Below are 16,966 nucleotides of genomic sequence, written 5' to 3' on the forward strand. Positions count from 1 at the left end.
GGAGTTTACAGCCGCAACCGCCGCTGTGAAGCCCGAAAACCGTGAAAGTCTTCTGAAAGGTTAGCGAAAGGTTGGCCGGTTAGAGTCCAGCCACGGACAGTTTCGACTGCCGTCGCTACCGCACATAGCGTACGAAAAACGCCTCGAAGCGTTTTCGCCAATAAGAACAATAAACGGAGTACTTCAAGATGCTGTCCATGCAGCTTCAGGCTTGCCCGCCTGCTCGCTTTTCCCGCCTCAGCCACACCGCCCTTGCCAGTGCCGCCGCCCTCGCCGGCTTTTCGCCGTTGAGCCAGGCTGCCTTCTTCGAAGACAGTACGGCAACCCTCGAAACCCGCAACATGTATTTCAACCGCGACTTTCGCGACGGTACCAGCGCCCAGCAATCCAAGCGGGACGAATGGGCCCAGGGCTTCATGCTCAATCTGCAATCGGGTTACACCGACGGCACCGTGGGGTTCGGTGTCGATGCGCTGGGCATGTTGGGGGTCAAACTCGATTCGAGTCCCGACCGCACCGGCACCGGCCTGCTGCCAACCCATGACGACGGCCGCGCCGCCGATGAGTACTCCAAGCTGGGCCTGACCGGCAAAGTGAAGATCTCCGCCACGGAACTTAAAATCGGCAGCCTGATTCCGGAACTGCCGATCCTCAAGCCCAACGACGGGCGCATCCTGCCACAGACTTTTGAAGGTGGAATGCTGACCTCCAAAGAGATCAAGAACCTGACCTTCACCGGCGGGCGTCTGGAGAAAGCCAAGGACCGCGACAGCACCGACTTCGAGGACATCGCCCTCAACAACAAGAACAGCCGCTTCGCTGGCACCGCAGCCGGCAAGCATTTCGACTTTGGCGGCCTGGACTACAAGTTCACCGACAAAATCACCGGCAGCTACCACTTCGCGCAACTTGATGAAGTCTACAACCAGCACTTCCTCGGTGTTGTCGCTTCGCAACCGTTCGGCCCCGGCACTTTCGGCACCGATTTGCGCCTGGCCATCAGTGATGACCAGGGTGCGGCCCGTGGCGGCAAGATCGACAACAAATCCCTCAACGGCCTGGTGAGCTACGCCTTGAGCGGGCATAAATTCAGCGCCGGTTATCAGCACATGTCCGGCGACAGTGCGTTTCCTTATGTCGATGGCAGTGACCCGTATCTGGTCAACTTCGTTCAGATCAACGACTTTGCCGGCGCCGAAGAACATTCCTGGCAGGCGCGCTACGACTATGACTTCGCCAAACTCGGCATCCCCGGCCTGAGTTTCATGAGCCGTTACCTGAGCGGTGACAACATCAAGCTCAAGAACGGTGACGAAGGCAAAGAGTGGGAACGCAACACCGAAATCAAATACGTCGTACAAAGCGGCGCGCTCAAGGATGTTGCCGTGCGCCTGCGTAATGCCACCTACCGTTCCAACTACTCCGCTCGCGATGCCGATGAAGTGCGTCTGCTGGTGAGCTATAGCGTTGCCCTTTGGTAATTCAATACACCTATAACAACAACTCCCAAGGAGACTTGAATGAACTTATCACTGCGTAAAGTTGCTCTCACTGCCAGCGCCCTGCTGTTCGCCGGCCAATTGCTCGCCGAACCCAAACGCCCGGAATGCATCGCCCCGGCCTCGCCCGGCGGCGGTTTCGACCTGACCTGCAAACTGGCGCAAAGCGCGCTGGTGAACCAGAAACTGCTGACCAAACCGATGCGCGTGACCTACATGCCCGGCGGTGTCGGCGCGGTGGCGTACAACGCGGTGGTCGCTCAGCGTCCAGCCGACGCTGGCACGTTGGTAGCTTGGTCCAGCGGTTCGCTGTTGAACCTGGCCCAAGGCAAGTTCGGTCGTTTCGATGAAAACGCCGTGCGCTGGCTGGCCGCCGTTGGAACAAGCTACGGTGCCATCGCGGTGAAAAGCGATTCGCCTTACAAGACCCTGGACGATCTGGTTCAGGCGTTGAAGAAAGATCCGAGCAAAGTGGTGATCGGCTCTGGCGGCACCGTCGGCAGCCAGGACTGGATGCAAACCGCCCTGATCGCCAAGGCTGCCGGGATCAACCCGCGCGACCTGCGTTACGTCGCCCTCGAAGGCGGCGGTGAAATCGCCACCGCCCTGCTCGGCGGCCACATCCAGGTCGGCAGCACCGACATCTCCGACTCCATGCCGCACATCCTGAGTGGTGACATGCGCCTGCTGGCCGTGTTCTCCGAGAAGCGTCTGGACGAGCCGGAAATGAAAGACATTCCGACCGCTAAAGAACAAGGCTACGACATCGTCTGGCCAGTGGTTCGCGGCTTCTACCTCGGGCCAAAGGTCAGCGACGAAGACTACGCCTGGTGGAAAGACGCTTTCGACAAGCTGCTGGCTTCCGAGGAATTCGCCAAGCTTCGCGATCAACGTGAGCTCTTCCCGTTCGCCATGACCGGCCCGGAGCTGGACACCTACGTGAAGAAGCAGGTTGCGGACTACAAAGTGCTGGCCAAAGAGTTCGGCCTGATTCAGTGATCGCCTCTGTCTAGCGGCTGCGGCCCCCGTTCTGCGGGGCCGCGGCACAGGAGTTTCCCATGCTCTTACAACGCATTTTCGCTTCGGCGCTGTTGCTGGTCTGTGTTGGCCTGGCGCTGATGGCGTGGCCGTATCAAGCGTCTTTTTCCTACGAACCGGTGGGGCCGCGAGCCTTCCCGCTATTGATGCTCGGCCTGATGGGCCTTGGTCTGCTGTACATGGTGTTTCGCCCGACACCGATCATCCACAGCGATGACGACCCGAAACTGGACCGTGAAACCCTAACCAAAATCGGCATCTGCGTACTGCTGTTGCTGGTGTTCGCCGGGGCCTTCGAACCCCTTGGTTTCATCGTCGCCAGCATTCTGATCGGGATCCCTATGGCACGCCTGTATGGCGGCCGCTGGCTACCCAGCACGGTGATCATCAGCCTGATGGCTATCGGTCTTTATCTGCTGTTCGACAAGGTGATGGACGTGCCACTGCCGTTGGGCGTGCTCGACGTTCTGGAGAACTGATATGGATACTCTTGGCTATTTGGGCCAGGGCTTCGGCGTCGCGCTGAGCCCGTACAACCTGGTGACCGCGCTGTGCGGCACCCTGATCGGCACCGTCGTCGGGCTGTTGCCAGGCCTGGGGCCGATCAACGGCGTGGCGCTGCTGATTCCGATTGCGTTCGCCCTCGGTCTGCCACCGGAGTCGGCGCTGATCCTGCTGGCGGCGGTGTACCTGGGTTGTGAATACGGCGGCCGGATCAGCTCGATCCTGCTGAACATTCCGGGCGAAGCCTCCACTGTCATGACCACCCTCGACGGTTACCCGATGGCCCGCAAGGGTCTGGCCGGTGTAGCGTTGTCGCTGTCGGCGTGGAGTTCGTTCATCGGTGCGTTCATCGCCACTTGCGGCATGGTGCTGTTTGCCCCGCTGCTGGCGAAATGGGCGATTGCCTTTGGACCGGCGGAGTATTTCGTGCTGATGGTGTTCGCGATTGTCTGCCTCGGCGGCATGGCCGGTGATCGACCACTGAAGACCTTTATCGCCGCGCTGATCGGTTTGTTTTTGTCGACCGTCGGGATCGATGCCAACAGCGGCGTGTACCGTTTCACCGGGGACAACATCCACTTGACCGACGGTATTCAGTTCGTTGTGCTGGTACTGGGCTTGTTCTCCATCAGTGAAATCCTTCTGCTGCTGGAAAAAACCCATCGCGGCCAGGAAGCGGTGAAAGCTACCGGCCGGATGATGTTCAACTTCAAGGAAGCGTCGTCGGTGTTCGTGGTGAACATCCGTTGCGGTCTGCTCGGTTTCATCATGGGCGTTCTGCCGGGTGCCGGCGCAACACTGGCCAGTGCCGTGGCCTACATGACCGAAAAACGTATTGCCGGCGCCAATGGCACGTTCGGACAAGGCGACATGCGTGGCCTCGCGGCGCCGGAAACCGCCATCGGCGGCGCCGCCTGCGGTGCCCTGGTGCCGATGCTGACGCTCGGCGTTCCGGGTTCCGGTACCACGGCGGTGATGATCGGCGCGCTGTCGCTGTACAACATCACCCCGGGTCCGCTGCTGTTCCAACAGCAACCGGACATTGTCTGGGGCCTGATCGCTTCGTTGTTCGTCGCCAACATCATGCTGGTGATCCTCAACATCCCGATGATCCGCATCTTCACCCGCATCCTGGCCGTGCCGAACTGGGCGCTGGTGCCAGTGATTGCGATCATCACCGGAATCGGCGTCTACGCGGTGCATGCCACCACCTTCGACTTGTTCCTGATGATCGGCATCGGCATCTTCGGTTACATCCTGCGCAAGCTGGACTTCCCGTTGTCGCCGGTTCTGTTGGGCTTCATCCTTGGTGGCCTGATGGAGCAGAACCTGCGTCGCGCCCTGTCGATTTCCAACGGTGCGCTGGAAATCCTCTGGTCCAGCCCGATCACCTTCGGTGTCTGGGTGCTGACCGCAATCATGTTGCTAATGCCGATCCTGCGGATCTGGCGCAAACGTTCGGTCGCCCGGCGCGCTATCGCCGATGTCTGATCGAACACCCTTCAAAGCCTGGTGGGGAACCCCGCTGGTCGGTCTGCTGGGCGGTTACCTCGCCAGCCAGATCGGCTGGCCGCTGCCGTGGATGGTCGGCTCGTTGTTGGCGATCATCCTGGTGCGTTGCCTGACACCCTGGCAATTGGCGGAAATCCCTGGCGGCCGCAAGTGCGGCCAGTGGATTGTCGGCATCGGTATCGGCCTGCACTTCACCCCGGTGGTGATGGAGCAGGTCCTGAGCCACTTCGGTCTGATCTTCTTCGGTGCGTTGGTCACCAGCCTGTCGGCCGTGGTCGGGGTCTGGTTGATGCGGCGTACCGGTGAAGATCGCGCGACCGCGTTTTTTTCCAGCATGCCAGGCGGCTCCGGGGAGATGGTCAACCTCGGCGCCCGCAATGGCGCGGTGCTCAGTCGCGTTGCGGCGGGGCAAAGTCTGCGGGTGTTGGTGGTGGTGCTGTGTGTGCCGGCGGCGTTCAAGTATTTGCTGGGCAGCGGCACGCCGGTTTTTCATCCGTCCGCCGTAAATTGGTGGTGGCTGGTCTTTCTATTCCCGGCCGGCGCCTTGGCCGCATGGCTGTGGGAACGTCTTCGTCAACCCAACCCTTGGCTGTTCGGGCCGTTGCTGGTGAGTGCAGCGGTGAGTATCGGCTGGGACCTGCACATCGGCTTGCCCAACGGCGGCAGCCAGATCGGCCAATGGTTGATAGGCAGCGGGTTGGGGTGTCACTTCAATCGGCAGTTTTTCCGGCGTGCGCCTTCTTTTATGGGACGGACCTTGATCGGCACGGTGCTGACCATGTTGATCGCCACGCTGGCAGCATTGGGGTTGAGTGCGCTGACGCATTTGGATTTGCGTTCGCTGACGTTAGGCATGATGCCCGGCGGGATTGCGGAGATGAGCCTGACGGCAGAGACATTGCAGTTGTCGGTGCCGCTGGTGACGGCGATGCAGGTGATGCGGCTGTTGTTTGTGTTGTTTCTGGCGGAGCCGTTGTTCAAGTATTGGAATCGGCAGCCGGATTCTGTCTGAAAGACCGAGTCGCCCCCTTCGCGAGCAGGCTCGCTCCCACAGGGTTCGCGTGATCCTTGTGGGAGCGAGCCTGCTCGCGAAGGGGCCAACTCGGTCAACGCATCAAACTGGCGGCAACCGCCACTCGATCGGCGTCTCGCCATTCTGCTCAAGATATTTATTGGTTCGACTAAAGTGCCCGCACCCGAGGAAGCCCCGATAAGCGGACAACGGTGACGGATGCACCGAGGTCAGCACCAGATGCTTGGTGGCATCGATCAGTTTCTGCTTGCTCTGGGCATGCGCGCCCCACAGCAGGAACACCAGATGTGGCTGGTGTTCACTGACCACTTCGATAATCCGATCGGTAAAGTGTTGCCAGCCTTTGCCCGCATGGGCGTTGGCGTTGGCGCGTTCCACGGTCATGGTGGTGTTGATCATCAGCACGCCCTGGTCGGCCCAGCTTTGCAGGCAACCGTGGGTCGGGATGTCGATGTTCAGATCACGTTTCAACTCTTTATAGATGTTCACCAGCGACGGCGGTGCCGGTACGCCCGGTTGCACCGAAAAGCACAAGCCGTGGGCCTGTCCCGGACCGTGGTACGGGTCCTGGCCGAGGATGACGACTTTGACTTTATCCAGCGGTGTCGAATTGAGCGCGTTGAAAATCATCGGTCCTGGAGGGTAGATTTCCTTGCCGGCCGCGCGCTCCTCTTGCAGGAAGTTGCGCAACTCTGCCATGTAGGGCTGGTCGAATTCGGCACGCAGTGCCTCCTTCCAGCTCGGTTCGAGTTTGATACGGTCGTCAGCAGTCATGGTTACATCCGGCAAAAACAATGGGGCGAACCCTAGGAAAGCCCATCACGCTTGTCAATTGATCTGACGCAGATCCGGCACTTTCCTACATAGCGATCATACTGAACGCTCAAATTCCCGATCGAGGTCACGATGAATCTGCACTTCGAAGAACTCACGGGCACCGACGGCGCACGCATCGGAGTCGCCAGCCTGGATGCCGAAAAGTCCCTCAACGCCCTGTCCTTGCCGATGATCAACGCCTTGCGCGATCAACTGGACGTCTGGGCCAAAGAACCGCAAATCGTCTGCGTCGTGCTGCGCGGCAACGGCACCAAGGCCTTTTGCGCCGGTGGCGAAGTACGCAGCCTGGTGGAAGCCTGTCGCGCCCATCCCGGCGAAGTGCCGCCGCTGGCCGCGCATTTCTTTGCGGCGGAATATCGCCTGGACTTCAATCTGCACACTTACCCTAAACCGCTGATCTGCTGGGGGCATGGCTATGTGCTCGGCGGCGGCATGGGGCTGCTGCAAGGAGCGGGCATCCGGATTGTTACGCCGAGCAGCCGCCTGGCGATGCCGGAGATCAGTATCGGTTTGTACCCGGATGTCGGGGCCAGTTGGTTTTTGTCGCGCCTGCCCGGCAAGCTGGGATTGTTTCTCGGCCTGACCGGCGCCCATATGAACGGTCGCGATGCGATCGATCTGGACCTGGCCGACCGTTTCCTGCTCGACGAACAGCAGGAAGAGCTGATGGAAGGCCTGCTGCAGTTGAACTGGCAGGAACAGACGCCGATGCAGCTGAACAGCCTGCTCAAGGCCTTGCAGCAGGAAGCGATCGCGCAAATGCCTGAAGCTCAGTGGCTACCGCGACGCCAGCAGATCGATGAGCTGCTGGATGTCAGTGACGTGCGCTGCGCCTGGAAGGCCATCAGCCAGCTGCGCGACAACACGGATCTGCTGCTCAGCCGTGCCGCGAAAACCATGAGCGAAGGCTCGCCACTGACCGCTCATCTGGTGTGGGAACAGATCGCCCGCGCCCGACACATGTCGCTGGCGCAAGTCTTTCAGATGGAATACACCATGAGCCTCAACTGCTGCCGTCATCCTGAGTTCAGCGAAGGCGTGCGCGCACGGTTGATCGACAAGGATCAAAAACCCCATTGGCACTGGCCAGACATCAATAACCTGCCGGATGCAGTGATAGAAGCGCATTTCCACAAGGCCTGGGAAGGCCGGCATCCTCTGGCCGATCTGTAGGAATACTGAAATCCGGGCATAAAAAAGCGGCGCTTCATGCGCCGCTTTTTTTATGAGCGTTTAACGGTGGCCGCCTCGGCCATCGTGATCACCGCGACCGTTGTGGTCGCCTCGTCCGCCACGATTGTCCCGCCCCCCATGTCCGCGGTAGTCGTCGTTCCTGCCGTCGCGGTTACGGCCGTCCCAACCGTGATTCTGATGGGCCCGATAGTCGCCTCGTTGCGACTGGTAATAGCGTGGTGCCGGTTGATAAACCCGCGGCTGATGGTAATACCGCGGCGTTGGCTGGTAATACCGCGCTGGCGGTGCGTAGTACCGGCGTGGTTGCGTGTAATAACCGCCACCACCTGAGTAGTAAGGCCCGCCGTCATAATAGGCTGGCGAGGTATAGACCTCGGAACTGTAGTAGCTGGCTCCTCCATCGGAATAAGGCACACATGCACCAAGAGACAATCCCAATACAGCAATCAGAAGAATTCGCAGATACATGGCGGCCTCCTGGACCGCGAGTGAGCCACACCAGCGACGCTGGCAGGCGACAGTCAATTATTCGGTGACTGTCGAAAGATCAGACATCGTTTTCCAAATCTGGTGCGTTCCTGAAACACATTGAAACAAGTCACCGATGAAAGGTTTTTCATCCATTCACCCGCTGATTAATGGTGGCCACCACGATATCCACCGCCGTAATAACGTGGCGAATGCCCGCCCCAATAGTAGTAGCGATAGCCGCCATAAAAGCGCGGACCATAGTAATAACGCGGTCCGTAATAGTAGGAATAGGGCGAATAGCCGGGGTAGTAATAAGGCTCGGAATACACATCATAGCCACCGGCGTAGTAGTAGCAGCCGGACACCCCCAGACCGAGAACAACACCGAACAACAATCGACGAAACATGGCGGCCTCCTGAAAGACCCACAGCCGGAACAGGCCGGCTGACACCATTTTTGACTGGCAATGCTGCGCCGAGTGCCGAGCCGCCTGGACCTTCAGATCAGCGGCCGGCCCGATCCATTGCGGTGCATCCATGCACCATCACAAGGCAACGCCGCCACCTGTCTCCAACGCGCCAGTTGCGTAATCGCCCACGCTAGAGCGTTCAAGCCGACTTGGCACGGCTCTCGCTTTAGCAAAGACGTGCAGGAGTCATCACAGGTTCGCGGCACCACAATTTGCAATGGCTGACTAGGGTTCCGGCTCGCTAAGGCGAGTGGCTGGTCCGAGAGTTGGCGACCTCCAGTTGAGGTTACACGGCGGGACAAAAGCCCGGGAGACAAGCCACCGTTCGCGGTGCCGCGTTGACTCCTGCCCGCCCTTGATCAACTGGAGAATCACCCATGCTCAAGCTTCGTTTACCCGCCCTGCTCGCCGCTGCTTTCGCAGCTTTCGCAGCTTTCGTGAGCGTCTCGTCCCAAGCCGCCCAGAAAGACCACTTCAGTGTTTGCTGGACCATCTATGCCGGCTGGATGCCCTGGGAATACGCTGGCAGCCAAGGCATCGTCGATAAATGGGCGAAGAAGTACGGCATCAAGATCGATGTGGTGCAGCTCAATGACTACGTCGAATCCATCAACCAATACACCGCCGGCCAGTTCGACGGCTGCACCATGACCAACATGGATGCACTGACCATCCCGGCGGCCGGTGGCGTCGACAGCACCGCGCTGATCGTCAGCGACTTCTCCAACGGCAACGACGGCATTGTGCTCAAGGGCGACGGCAAGAAAGTCACCGACCTCAAAGGCATGGACGTCAATCTGGTGGAACTCTCGGTTTCCCACTACCTGCTGGCCCGGGCGCTGGATTCGGTCGATCTCACCGAGAAAGACCTGAGAGTGGTCAACACCTCGGACGCCGACATCTCGGCTGCCTTCAACACCGATCAGGTCAACGCCGTCACCACCTGGAACCCGATGCTTTCGGACATCAAAGCCAAGCCCGGGGTGACCGAAGTGTTCAACTCCAGCCAGGTCCCCGGCGAAATCATGGACATGATGGTGGTCAACAGCGCCACCCTCAAAGACAACCCGGCCCTGGGCAAAGCGCTGACCGGCGCCTGGTTCGAAGTGGTCGAGTTGATGAACGCAAAAAACGCCGCCAGCAAAACCGCCCTCGAACACATGGCCAAAGCCTCGGGCACCGATCTGGCCGGTTTTCAGTCGCAACTGGACACCACCAAATTGTTCGCCACGCCCAAAGAAGCCCTGGCGTTCTCCACCAGCAAGCAACTGCCGGAAACCATGCGCAAAGTGGCCGAGTTCTCGTTCCAGCACGGCTTGCTCGGTGAGGGCGCCAAGGACACCAGTGCAGTCGGCATGGCCTTCGCCAACGGCGTCACCAGCGGCGACAAGACCAACCTCAAGCTGCGCTTCGACCCCACCTACGTGCAGATGGCTGCCGACGCCAAGCTGTAATCAGGAGGACCTGGCCATGCGCCTGATCAATCGCCACCCGGATCGCCCGAGTCGCCTGCTGTTGGTGATCCTGCCGTTCGCCCTGGTGCTGTTCGCCTACTTCATGGGCTCGGCCGAGCGGCTGACGGACAACCCCAATGACAAGCTGCTGCCGAGCGCCGTGCAGATGACCGACGCGGTGAAACGCCTGGCGTTCACCGCCGACACCCGCACCGGTGAATACGTGTTGTGGCAAGACACCGCGTCCAGCCTGCGACGCCTGGCCATCGGCCTCGGCATCAGCGCGCTGGCCGGGCTGTGCCTGGGCATCGCCGCCGGTACGCTGCCGCTGTTTGGCGCACCGTTGTCGCCGATGCTGACGGTGCTGTCGATGGTGCCGCCGCTGGCGATTCTGCCGATTCTGTTCATTGTGTTCGGCTTGGGGGAGTTGTCGAAAGTGATGCTGATCGTTATCGGCATCACCCCGTGCCTGGCCCGTGATCTGGAGCAGCGCGCCCGGGAAATTCCCGTCGAGTTGCTGATCAAGGCCCAGACCCTCGGCGCTTCGACCTGGACGCTGATGCTGCGCGTGGTACTGCCGCAATTGCTGCCACGCTTGTTGATCTCGCTGCGACTGATGCTTGGCTCGGCGTGGTTGTTCCTGATCGCCGCTGAAGCCATTGCCTCGACCGATGGCCTCGGCTACCGGATTTTCCTGGTGCGCCGCTACTTGGCGATGGACGTGATTTTGCCCTATGTGGTCTGGATCACCCTGCTCGCCTGGCTGATGGATTGGGGCTTGAAACGCCTGACCCAGCGCGCGTTCCCTTGGTATGAAGGAGCGCGGGCATGAGCTTCATCACAGTGAAAAACGTCTGGCAGCAATACGCTGATCAGGTGGTACTCGAAGGCTTGAACCTGAACGTCAACGAGGGTGAGTTCTGCACCTTGGTCGGCGCCTCCGGTTGCGGTAAATCGACTTTCCTGCGGTTGTTGCTCGGCCAGGAACGCGCCAGTCGCGGTGAGATTCTGCTCGACGGCCAAACCCTGGCTGGCGAACCGGATGCCAGCCGTGGCGTGGTGTTCCAGCGTTACTCGGTGTTCCCGCATATAACGGTGCTGGACAACGTCGCCCTGGGCCTCGAACTGCCGCGCTCGCCTCTGCTCGGACGTTTGTTCGGCAGCGCAAAAAAAGATGCACGAGAACAGGCATCAGTGCTGCTGCACAAAGTCGGCCTGGGCCATTCGCTGGACAAGTACCCGGCGCAGCTTTCCGGCGGCATGCAGCAACGACTGGCGATTGCCCAAGCGCTGATCATGAAGCCTCGGGTATTGCTACTCGACGAACCGTTCGGCGCCCTCGATCCAGGCATCCGCAAAGACATGCACGGCCTGCTGCTGGAGCTATGGCGCGAGACGCAACTGACGGTGTTCATGGTCACCCACGACCTGTCCGAAGGCTTCAGCCTCGGCACGCGCCTGCTGGTGTTCGACAAGGTCCGCGTCGACCCGCATGCCCCCGGCGCCTATGGCGCGCGCATAACCTACGACATCCCTTTGAACAGCGACCGCCGCGCCCATCGCGCCGCCGTCGATGCCTTGCCGGCAGAGCTGGCAGGCACGCTTCGTACCGCTTAAGAGGACTTTGCACATGACTGATTCGACCCAACTGTTCCCGCCCTTCGCCGAAGAAATGCTCCCCGGTGGCGGCCATCGTTCCTTCGTTCTGAAACGCGGCCAACTGCTGCGCCTGACCGACCTGCGCGGGGGTGCCAATGTCAGCCTGACGCTGCTCAACGCCAATGAGAAAACCGAACGCCTGAACCTGCCCGACAGCCTCAAATGCCAACACACCGCCAAGCTCACCGCAGGTCACTGTTTGTACTCGGACATGGGCCGCGTGCTGGCCGCCATTACTGCGGACACCTGCGGCTGGAGCGACAGCCTCGGCGGTGTGCTCTGCGCTGAAGAGGTCGCAGAAAAATACGGCCAGGGCCGCTATCAGGAACTGCGCAACGGCTTCTTCCGCAACGGCACCGACAACCTGTTGGTGGAGCTGGGTAAGTGGGGTTTGGGCCTGTCCGATTTGCTGATGACGCTCAACCTGTTCAGCCGGGTGAACGTCGATGAGGCCGGGCGTTTTCATTTCGTCGAAGGCAATTCCAAGGCCGCTGACTACATCGAGTTGTATGCGCCGATGGACACGCTGGTGGTGCTCACCGCGTTGCAACATCCGATGGACCCTTCGCCCGAGTACGCACCAAAACCGCTGAAACTCAGCTGGATGAACGCTGACGCCAGCGTCGCCGAACACTGCCGCACCTCACGCCCGGAAAACGAGCGCGGCTTCATCAACACCGACCGTCTGTTCGCCTGAGGATCGCTGCCATGTCACTCGCCATCGCTACCGCTCAACAGCTGCCCGAAACCGCGATCTACCGCGCCACCATCCCCGCCGGGGAACCGTGGCTGATGGAGGTCAAGGCCGGCCAGACCTTGCGCATCCTCGACCTGGAAGGCAACCAAGCGGTCGACACCTTGTTCTACAGCGTCGCTAATCCAAAGGAACGCTATGACGTGCAGCGCACGTTGCGCCGGCAGAACAGCGTCTACCTGAGCACTGGCAGCGTGCTCTATTCCAACCTCGGAAAACCGATGCTGACCATCGTCGCCGACACCTGCGGCCGTCACGACACCCTCGGCGGTGCGTGTGCACAAGAGAGCAACACCGTGCGTTACGCATTGGAGAAACGCTACATGCACAGCTGCCGCGATAACTACCTGCGCGCCTGCGTTCACGACGGGCGACTGGGCAAGGGCGACATCGGGCCGAACATCAACTTCTTCATGAACGTACCGGTCACGGCGGATGGCGGGCTGACCTTTGAAGACGGCATTTCGGCGCCGGGCAAATACGTCGACCTGCGGGCCGAGATGGACGTGATCGTGCTGATCTCCAACTGCCCGCAACTGAACAACCCGTGCAACGCCTACAACCCCACCCCTGCGGAGCTGCTGGTATGGAACTGAAATTCGTGCGGTTGCGTAGATGGTTGTTTGCGTTGTGCCAGAGCCGTTCCGGCCAGTGCATTAAGTGACCACTCCGTGTAGGAGCTGACGAAGGCTGCGATCTTTTGATTTTGCTTGTGATCTCCCTTGATCCCTAAAAGATCAAGATCAAAAGATTGCAGCCTTCGGCAGCTCCTACAGGGATCGAGTGAACGTCAGCCATCCGGGACGGCCCGGGTGCATCTCAAAAAACTGCGGGACGGCCCGCATCCCAGGTCGAGGCTGATGCGCTATCGCCTCCGGGGGTTATGCCATGTTCGAAAAAGTCCTGATTGCCAACCGTGGCGCCATAGCCTGTCGCATCCTGCGTACCCTGCGTGAGTTGCAGGTCCAGGGCGTTGCCGTTTACTCCGAAGCCGATGCCGCCAGTTTGCACATCTTGCAGGCCGATGAAGCCCACAGCCTCGGCGAAGGCGCAGCCGCCGGCACCTATCTGGCCGTCGAAAAAATCCTCAACATCGCCAAATCCACCGGCGCCACGGCGATCCATCCGGGCTACGGTTTTCTCTCGGAAAACGCCGCGTTCGCCGAAGCCTGCGAAGCCGCCAACATCGCCTTCATCGGCCCGACGCCAGAGCAGCTGAGAGTGTTCGGCCTCAAGCACACCGCCCGCGCCTTGGCCAAGCAACACGGCGTGCCGATGCTCGAAGGCACCGAGTTGCTCGACAGCCTCGACGCAGCGCTGATTGCCGGCGAACAGGTCGGCTACCCGGTGATGCTCAAAAGCACCGCCGGCGGCGGCGGCATCGGCATGCGCGTGTGTCGCAGTGCGGCCGAGTTGAGCGAATCCTTTGAAGCCGTCAAACGCCTCGGCCAGAACAACTTCAGCGACGCCGGGGTGTTCATCGAGAAGTACATCCAGCACGCCCGCCACCTGGAAGTCCAGGTGTTCGGCGACGGCCAGGGCGAAGTCATTGCCCTCGGCGTGCGCGACTGTTCAGTGCAGCGGCGCAACCAGAAAGTCCTCGAAGAAACCCCGGCTCCGAACCTGCCTGAAGGCATGGCCGAAGAGCTGTGTGCAGCGGCGATCAAACTGGCGAAAGCGGTGAATTACCGCAGCGCCGGCACCGTTGAGTTCGTCTTCGACAGCGAGGCTCAGCGTTTCTACTTTCTCGAAGTGAACACCCGTTTGCAGGTGGAGCACGGCGTCACCGAGCAAGTCTGGGGCGTGGATCTGGTGCGCTGGATGGTTGAACTGGCGGCAGGTGATTTGACGCCGTTGAGCGAGTTGAGCCAAGGCTTGAAAGCCTGCGGCCATGCGATTCAGGCGCGGCTTTATGCCGAAGATCCGGGGCGCGATTCTCAGCCGAGCCCGGGGTTGCTGACCGCCGTGAACTTCCCTGCCGCCGATGGCAAACACCTGCGCATCGACACGTGGGTCGAGGCCGGTTGCGAGATTCCACCGTATTTCGATCCGATGATCGCCAAGGTCATCAGTTGGGCGCCGACCCGCGAAGAAGCCGCTGCCGACCTGCATCAAGCGCTGGGCGACAGCCAGCTCTACGGGGTGGAAACCAATCGCGATTATTTGCGACAGATTCTGCTCGATGTGCCCTTCGCCAGCGGTCAGCCGTGGACCCGTTGCCTGGAAGGTCTGGTGTATCAGGCCAACACGTTTGAAGTGCTCAGCGCCGGGACTCAAACCAGCGTTCAGGACTATCCCGGCCGCCTCGGTTACTGGGCCGTGGGCGTGCCGCCGTCAGGGCCGATGGACAGTCGTGCGTTGCGTTTGGGCAACCTTTTGCTGGGTAACGACGAAGGCGCTGCGGCACTGGAAATCACCATGAGCGGGCCGCTGCTGCGCTTCAATTGCGACGCTGTGGTGGCGGTGACCGGGGCAGTGATTCCACTGACCCTTAATGGTGAAGTGGTGCCCATGAACACTGCTTTGCTCGTACCGGCGGGCGCTACTTTGAGCCTTGGCACAATTGCCGGTGCAGGCGCCCGCAGCTATCTGAGCCTGCGCGGTGGCCTGCAAGTACCGGATTATCTGGGCAGCAAAAGCACCTTCACCCTCGGCCAGTTTGGTGGGCATGGTGGTCGTGCGTTGCGGGCTGGCGACGTGTTGCATGTCCTTGCTTTGAGCGATCGCAGCACCGGTCTTCAACTGCCTGTAGAACAGGTCACCGAGTTGTCCACCGTGCGGCAAATCCGGGTGATCTACGGCCCTCATGGTGCGCCGGAATATTTCACCGAAAACTACATTGGCACCTTCTTCGCCACCCAGTGGGAAGTACATTTCAACTCCAGCCGAACCGGTGTGCGGTTGATCGGGCCGAAGCCTGAATGGGTGCGTGCCGATGGTGGCGAGGCGGGTCTGCATCCGTCGAATATTCATGACAATCCGTACGCCATTGGTGCGGTGGATTTCACCGGTGACATGCCGGTAATCCTCGGTCCCGACGGCCCTAGCCTCGGCGGGTTTGTCTGCCCGGTGACGGTGATCGAAGCCGACCTCTGGCAGCTGGGGCAGCTTAAGGCGGGGGATAAGGTGCAGTTCCTCCCAGTCGATCTCAAGACCGCCCGCACTCTCGCCTTGAAATGGAATCAATGTGGGAGCGAGCTTGCTCGCGATGACGTCGGCACATCCAGCATTGATGTGACTGATACACCACTATCGCGAGCAAGCTCGCTCCCACAGGGACTTGTGTCGCCTGTGGTGTTGGATTTGGGTCAGGGGGATACGCGGCTGGTCGCGAGACTGTCGGGGGACACTCATCTACTGCTGGAAATCGGTGCACCTGAGTTGGACCTCGTCTTGCGCTTCCGAGCCCACGCCTTGATGCAAGCCCTGGAAAGCCAAAACCTGCACGGCGTCATCGACCTGACACCCGGCATCCGCTCGCTGCAGGTGCACTACCAACCCGAACAACTGCCGCTGGCCGATCTGCTCTGCATCGTCGCTGGCGAATGGGACGCCGTGTGCGCCGCCAAGGACCTGCAAGTGCCCTCGCGCATCGTCCATCTGCCGCTGTCCTGGGACGACCCGGCCTGCCAGTTGGCGATCGAAAAATACATGACCACCGTGCGCAAGGACGCCCCGTGGTGCCCAAGCAATCTGGAGTTCATCCGCCGCATCAACGACCTGCCAAACCTCGACGAAGTGCAGCGCACGGTGTTCGACGCCAGCTACCTGGTGATGGGCCTGGGCGATGTCTACCTCGGTGCGCCGGTCGCCACGCCGCTCGATCCGCGTCATCGTCTGGTGACCACTAAATACAACCCGGCCCGCACCTGGACCGCGGAAAACTCGGTGGGCATCGGTGGTGCTTACATGTGCGTGTACGGCATGGAAGGCCCCGGCGGTTATCAGTTCGTCGGCCGCACCTTGCAGATGTGGAATCGCTACCGTGAGGTCGCCGCATTCGATGGCAAACCGTGGCTGCTGCGCTTCTTCGATCAGATCCGTTTCTACCCGGTCAGTGCCGATGAACTGCTGCGCATTCGACGGGATTTCCCCCTCGGGCGATTCGATCTGAACATCGAGCACAGTCAGTTGAATCTGGCGGATTACCAAGCCTTCCTGACGAAGGAAGCCGAGAGCATTTCCGCGTTTCGCGATCAGCAAAAAGGCGCGTTCAACGCCGAACGCGAGCGCTGGATTGCCAGTGGCCAGGCGCATTTCGACAGTGAAGAACTTGTCCCGGAAGTGACCGACGACGCACCGCTGGCCAGCGGTCAACAGAGCGTCGACAGCCACATCGCCGGCAACCTTTGGCAGGTTCAGGTTGAAACCGGCAGCCGGGTCGCCGCGGGTGATGTGCTGGTGATTCTGGAGTCGATGAAGATGGAAATCCCATTGCTCGCACCCACGGCCGGAGTGGTACGCGAGATTCGTGTGCAACCGGGTTCGGCCGTGCGCGCCGGACAGCGTGTCGTGGTGCTGGAACTTGAGTGAACCCATTT

Annotated in this window: 15 protein-coding genes and 1 riboswitch; of the genes, 12 read left to right on the plus strand and 3 right to left on the minus strand. The window is 60.5% G+C overall.

Annotated elements, in window-relative coordinates; genetic code table 11:
• Window positions 1–188 precede the first annotated feature (188 nt).
• The 5 genes from EAH74_RS07580 to EAH74_RS07600 are packed head-to-tail and all read left to right on the plus strand — an operon-like array spanning window position 189 to window position 5,565.
• Entirely contained in the window at window positions 189–1,481 is a 1,293-nt protein-coding gene (locus EAH74_RS07580; RefSeq protein ID WP_111450839.1) for an OprD family porin, read from the plus strand.
• Between the two features lie 39 nt (window positions 1,482–1,520).
• Complete coding sequence (locus EAH74_RS07585) at window positions 1,521–2,498, plus strand: Bug family tripartite tricarboxylate transporter substrate binding protein (protein WP_140677405.1); 978 nt, start codon at window positions 1,521–1,523, stop codon at window positions 2,496–2,498.
• 59 nt (window positions 2,499–2,557) lie between these two features.
• Window positions 2,558–3,016: a tripartite tricarboxylate transporter TctB family protein gene (locus EAH74_RS07590; protein ID WP_140677407.1), complete on the plus strand. Its 459-nt coding sequence runs from the start codon at window positions 2,558–2,560 to the stop codon at window positions 3,014–3,016.
• 1 nt (window position 3,017) lies between these two features.
• A complete protein-coding gene (locus EAH74_RS07595; protein ID WP_123366797.1) occupies window positions 3,018–4,532 on the plus strand; it encodes a tripartite tricarboxylate transporter permease in 1,515 nt (504 codons plus the stop codon).
• Window positions 4,525–5,565, plus strand: coding sequence for an AbrB family transcriptional regulator (locus tag EAH74_RS07600; RefSeq protein WP_140677409.1), 1,041 nt, complete (start codon window positions 4,525–4,527; stop codon window positions 5,563–5,565). The genes EAH74_RS07595 and EAH74_RS07600 overlap by 8 nt, the downstream gene beginning before the upstream one ends.
• A gap of 102 nt (window positions 5,566–5,667) precedes the next feature.
• Here EAH74_RS07600 and ung read toward each other — a convergent pair whose 3' ends face one another.
• The gene (gene ung, locus EAH74_RS07605; protein WP_140677411.1) at window positions 5,668–6,360 is read right to left on the minus strand and encodes a uracil-DNA glycosylase; all 693 of its coding nucleotides are present in this window, start codon (window positions 6,358–6,360) and stop codon (window positions 5,668–5,670) included.
• 132 nt (window positions 6,361–6,492) lie between these two features.
• On the opposite strand from ung, the gene EAH74_RS07610 reads away from it, so the two are divergent.
• On the plus strand, window positions 6,493–7,596 hold the full coding sequence (locus EAH74_RS07610; RefSeq protein ID WP_140677413.1) for an enoyl-CoA hydratase/isomerase family protein: 1,104 nt from the start codon (window positions 6,493–6,495) through the stop codon (window positions 7,594–7,596).
• A gap of 60 nt (window positions 7,597–7,656) precedes the next feature.
• Here EAH74_RS07610 and EAH74_RS07615 read toward each other — a convergent pair whose 3' ends face one another.
• Window positions 7,657–8,085, minus strand: coding sequence for a hypothetical protein (locus tag EAH74_RS07615; protein ID WP_140677415.1), 429 nt, complete (start codon window positions 8,083–8,085; stop codon window positions 7,657–7,659).
• A gap of 167 nt (window positions 8,086–8,252) precedes the next feature.
• Window positions 8,253–8,495, minus strand: coding sequence for a hypothetical protein (locus tag EAH74_RS07620; protein ID WP_140677947.1), 243 nt, complete (start codon window positions 8,493–8,495; stop codon window positions 8,253–8,255).
• Between the two features lie 277 nt (window positions 8,496–8,772).
• Window positions 8,773–8,873, plus strand: a riboswitch (guanidine-I (ykkC/yxkD leader).
• Between the two features lie 62 nt (window positions 8,874–8,935).
• Here EAH74_RS07620 and EAH74_RS07630 point away from each other — a divergent pair.
• The 6 genes from EAH74_RS07630 (at window position 8,936) to uca (ending at window position 16,958) form a co-directional block, all read left to right on the plus strand.
• Window positions 8,936–10,012: a putative urea ABC transporter substrate-binding protein gene (locus tag EAH74_RS07630; RefSeq protein WP_140677417.1), complete on the plus strand. Its 1,077-nt coding sequence runs from the start codon at window positions 8,936–8,938 to the stop codon at window positions 10,010–10,012.
• Between the two features lie 16 nt (window positions 10,013–10,028).
• A complete protein-coding gene (locus EAH74_RS07635; protein WP_140677418.1) occupies window positions 10,029–10,844 on the plus strand; it encodes an ABC transporter permease in 816 nt (271 codons plus the stop codon).
• Window positions 10,841–11,629, plus strand: a complete 789-nt coding sequence (locus tag EAH74_RS07640) for an ABC transporter ATP-binding protein (protein ID WP_140677420.1) — start codon at window positions 10,841–10,843, stop codon at window positions 11,627–11,629. The genes EAH74_RS07635 and EAH74_RS07640 overlap by 4 nt, the downstream gene beginning before the upstream one ends.
• A 13-nt stretch (window positions 11,630–11,642) precedes the next feature.
• Window positions 11,643–12,368 carry an urea amidolyase associated protein UAAP1 gene (locus tag EAH74_RS07645; RefSeq protein ID WP_140677421.1) on the plus strand — a complete coding sequence of 242 codons (726 nt, stop codon included), beginning with the start codon at window positions 11,643–11,645 and terminating at the stop codon, window positions 12,366–12,368.
• Window positions 12,369–12,379: 11 nt separating this feature from the next.
• Complete coding sequence (locus tag EAH74_RS07650) at window positions 12,380–13,021, plus strand: urea amidolyase associated protein UAAP2 (protein WP_076030050.1); 642 nt, start codon at window positions 12,380–12,382, stop codon at window positions 13,019–13,021.
• A 292-nt stretch (window positions 13,022–13,313) separates the two neighbouring features.
• Window positions 13,314–16,958, plus strand: a complete 3,645-nt coding sequence (uca, locus tag EAH74_RS07655) for an urea carboxylase (protein WP_140677423.1) — start codon at window positions 13,314–13,316, stop codon at window positions 16,956–16,958.
• The last annotated feature ends 8 nt before the right edge of the window (window positions 16,959–16,966 follow it).

Origin of the sequence: Pseudomonas mandelii (genome assembly GCF_006438925.1) — a bacterium.
Taxonomy (GTDB): Bacteria; Pseudomonadota; Gammaproteobacteria; order Pseudomonadales; family Pseudomonadaceae; genus Aquipseudomonas; species Aquipseudomonas mandelii_C.

Excerpts from the sequence above, each read along its gene's own strand:
- EAH74_RS07580 (WP_111450839.1), top strand. The coding sequence starts at position 189 with ATGCTGTCCATGCAGCTTCAGGCTTGCCCGCCTGCTCGCTTTTCCCGC.
- EAH74_RS07585 (WP_140677405.1), top strand. The coding sequence starts at position 1,521 with ATGAACTTATCACTGCGTAAAGTTGCTCTCACTGCCAGCGCCCTGCTG.
- EAH74_RS07590 (WP_140677407.1), top strand. The coding sequence starts at position 2,558 with ATGCTCTTACAACGCATTTTCGCTTCGGCGCTGTTGCTGGTCTGTGTT.
- EAH74_RS07595 (WP_123366797.1), top strand. The coding sequence starts at position 3,018 with ATGGATACTCTTGGCTATTTGGGCCAGGGCTTCGGCGTCGCGCTGAGC.
- EAH74_RS07600 (WP_140677409.1), top strand. The coding sequence starts at position 4,525 with ATGTCTGATCGAACACCCTTCAAAGCCTGGTGGGGAACCCCGCTGGTC.
- ung (WP_140677411.1), bottom strand. The coding sequence starts at position 6,360 with ATGACTGCTGACGACCGTATCAAACTCGAACCGAGCTGGAAGGAGGCA.
- EAH74_RS07610 (WP_140677413.1), top strand. The coding sequence starts at position 6,493 with ATGAATCTGCACTTCGAAGAACTCACGGGCACCGACGGCGCACGCATC.
- EAH74_RS07615 (WP_140677415.1), bottom strand. The coding sequence starts at position 8,085 with ATGTATCTGCGAATTCTTCTGATTGCTGTATTGGGATTGTCTCTTGGT.
- EAH74_RS07620 (WP_140677947.1), bottom strand. The coding sequence starts at position 8,495 with ATGTTTCGTCGATTGTTGTTCGGTGTTGTTCTCGGTCTGGGGGTGTCC.
- EAH74_RS07630 (WP_140677417.1), top strand. The coding sequence starts at position 8,936 with ATGCTCAAGCTTCGTTTACCCGCCCTGCTCGCCGCTGCTTTCGCAGCT.
- EAH74_RS07635 (WP_140677418.1), top strand. The coding sequence starts at position 10,029 with ATGCGCCTGATCAATCGCCACCCGGATCGCCCGAGTCGCCTGCTGTTG.
- EAH74_RS07640 (WP_140677420.1), top strand. The coding sequence starts at position 10,841 with ATGAGCTTCATCACAGTGAAAAACGTCTGGCAGCAATACGCTGATCAG.
- EAH74_RS07645 (WP_140677421.1), top strand. The coding sequence starts at position 11,643 with ATGACTGATTCGACCCAACTGTTCCCGCCCTTCGCCGAAGAAATGCTC.
- EAH74_RS07650 (WP_076030050.1), top strand. The coding sequence starts at position 12,380 with ATGTCACTCGCCATCGCTACCGCTCAACAGCTGCCCGAAACCGCGATC.
- uca (WP_140677423.1), top strand. The coding sequence starts at position 13,314 with ATGTTCGAAAAAGTCCTGATTGCCAACCGTGGCGCCATAGCCTGTCGC.